This window comes from Methylobacterium sp. WL18 (assembly GCF_008040015.1).
Lineage (GTDB): Bacteria > Pseudomonadota > Alphaproteobacteria > Rhizobiales > Beijerinckiaceae > Methylobacterium > Methylobacterium mesophilicum.
Map to the genome: position 1 here is coordinate 1 of NZ_VRVD01000680.1, position 2,429 is coordinate 2,429.

The 2,429-nt window shown below is 69.6% G+C and carries 3 protein-coding genes; 1 reads left to right on the top strand and 2 read right to left on the bottom strand.

Going from position 1 to position 2,429, the window contains the following annotated elements; all coding sequences use genetic code 11:
- Nucleotides 1-412, bottom strand: a 412-nt coding sequence (locus FV228_RS26890) for an NAD(P)-binding domain-containing protein (RefSeq protein ID WP_187277931.1), incomplete at its 3' end; no start/stop codon positions are given.
- A 188-nt stretch (nucleotides 413-600) separates the two neighbouring features.
- Nucleotides 601-1,920, bottom strand: coding sequence for an MFS transporter (locus FV228_RS26895; protein ID WP_147857315.1), 1,320 nt, complete (start codon nucleotides 1,918-1,920; stop codon nucleotides 601-603).
- 343 nt (nucleotides 1,921-2,263) lie between these two features.
- Here FV228_RS26895 and FV228_RS26905 point away from each other — a divergent pair.
- A partial coding sequence (locus FV228_RS26905; protein ID WP_147857316.1) for a LacI family DNA-binding transcriptional regulator occupies nucleotides 2,264-2,429 on the top strand: 166 nt, incomplete at its 3' end.

Genomic DNA, 2,429 nt, shown 5'->3' on the forward strand with positions numbered 1-2,429 from the left:
CACCATCGGCCGCGCGGGCGGCACCGCCGCTCATCGGGGCGTCGAGATAATGGCGGCCGGTGGCTTCCAGCCGCGCCGCCAGCGCCCGGGCGACGGCCGGATCCATGGTCGCCGACGAGACGAAGACGGCGCCCTCGGGCATCGCCGCGGCGGCGCCTTTTTCGCCGAACAGCACCGCCTCGGTCTGGGCGGCGTTGACCACCACGCTGACCACCACGTCGGCCCCGCCGGCGGCCTCGGCGGGATGGGCCGCCGCGGTCCCGCCCGCCGCCCGAAAGCGGGCGACGGCCTCCGGGTTCACATCGCAGGCGGCGACGGAGAAGCCGGCCCGCAGGAGCGAGCCCGCCATGCCGGAGCCCATGGAGCCGAGGCCGATCACCGCGGCGCGGCCTGTCTGCGGGGTGGTGGCCATCGGGTTGGCTCCTGAGTGAGATAACGGACTCGGTAGCAAGTGTTTGATCTACCGCGTTTTCCCCTCCCCCTTGCGGGGAGGGGTCAGGGGTGGGGGTGGCTCAGAAGGGACCGCAAAGCCTCATCCGGCACCACCCCACCTCCGGCTCCTCCCCGCAAGGGGGAGGAGAGGGCGTCGAGGAGCCAACCTCAGCGGTTGACCATCTTGGCCGGCGTGACGAACACGCAGACCGAGCCGACCACCAGCATCACGGCCAGCGCGTACATGCCGGCCGCGGTGCTGCCGGTGGCGTCGCGCAGCGCCCCGATCACGTAGGGGCTGACGAAGCCCGCGAGGTTCCCCACCGAGTTGATCAGCGCGATGCCGGCCGCCGCCCCCGCGCCGCTCAGGAAGGCGGTGGGCAGGGACCAGAACAGGGGCGAGCAGGTCAGCACGCCGGCCGCCGCCACCGAGAGCGCCGCCACGGCGATCGTGGTCGAGCCCGCACTCGCCGAGACGACGAAGCCGACGGCGCCGATGAGGGCCGGGACGATCAGGTGCCAGCGGCGCTCGCGCATCCGGTCGGCGGAGAGGCCCAGCAGGACCATGACAACGGCCGCGCACAGGAACGGGATCGCGCTGATCAGGCCGATATTGAGGTTGCCCTGCACCCCGGACGCCTTGACGATCGTCGGCAGCCAGAAGGTCAGGCCGTACTGGCCGGTGACGAAGGCGAAGTAGATCAGGCTCATGAACCACACGCGGCCGTTGCGGAACACGGTGGCGATCGAGTGCGGGCTGGATTCCTTGCCGTGGTTGTCGGCGGCGATGTCGCGCTCGAGGACCTGCTTCTCGGCGTCGGTCAGCCACTTGGCCTCGGACGGGCGGTTATCGAGGTAGAGGAACACCGCGACGCCGATCAGCACCGCCGGCACGGCCTCGACCAGGAACATCCATTGCCAGCCGGACAGGCCCTGGGCGCCGTTGAACGCGTCCATGATCCAGCCAGAGAGCGGATTGCCGAAGATGCCGGAGATCGGGATCGCGGCCATGAACACCGCGATGACCTTGGCCCGGCGATGGGCCGGGAACCACTGCGTCGTGTACAGGATCACGCCCGGGTAGAAGCCCGCCTCGGCCAGGCCGAGCAGGAAGCGCATCCCGTAGAAGGTCCATTCCGAGTTCACGAACATGAAGGCGCCGGAGATCACCCCCCAGGTGATCATGATCCGGGCGATCCAGACCCGGGCGCCAACCCGGTGCAGGATCACGTTCGACGGCACCTCGAACAGGAAGTAGCCCAGAAAGAAAATGCCGGCGCCGAGGCCGTAGACCGTCTCGGAGAACTTCAGCTCCTGGGACATCTGCAGCTTGGCGAAGCCGACATTCACCCGGTCGAGATACGCCACCACGTAGCAGAGCATCAGGAACGGCACGAGGCGCCAGAACACCTTCGCGTAGGTCCGGTCGACGAAGGACTTCTCCTCCGCGAGGGCAGCGCCCCGCAACGGGGCGGCTTGAACCGACATCGGCGTTCTCCCTGGTCCGGACCGCGTCGCAGGGCGGGCGGATAATGGTCTTCGCCGCTCGTTCCGGCGGCGCTGGCGGTGCCTGTAGCTGTTTTTGGCAGCGCTGCCAATCCGGTTGTGCGGAATAATGCAGGAGGGTATGTCGGGGCATCAGGTGCCGCCGAACGCGAGACCTGCCTCCGATCCAACCCCCTCATCCTGAGGTGCGGCGAAGCCGCCTCGAAGGAGCCCTCCAGGGACCACGCCGACCTCTGGAAGGCTCCTTCGAGGCCCGCTGGCGCGGGCACCTCAGGATGAGGGCGCGGGTGGGAGGTGCGGCGGAGTCGCAAAAAAAGGCCGGGAGATGGACGGATTCCAGCCGCCGGGGCGGCTCGTGACGCTCACCGACGTCGCCCGGGAGGCGGGGGTCGGCGAGAGCACGGTCTCGCGGGTCCTGCGCAACCACGGCTCCTCTTCGAAGCGCGCCCGGGAGCGGGTGGCCGAGGCCGTGGCCCGGCTCGGCTACGTGC

Bases quoted from the DNA above. Each gene is read 5' to 3' on its own strand.
- FV228_RS26895 (WP_147857315.1), bottom strand. From the start codon at position 1,920: ATGTCGGTTCAAGCCGCCCCGTTGCGGGGCGCTGCCCTCGCGGAGGAG.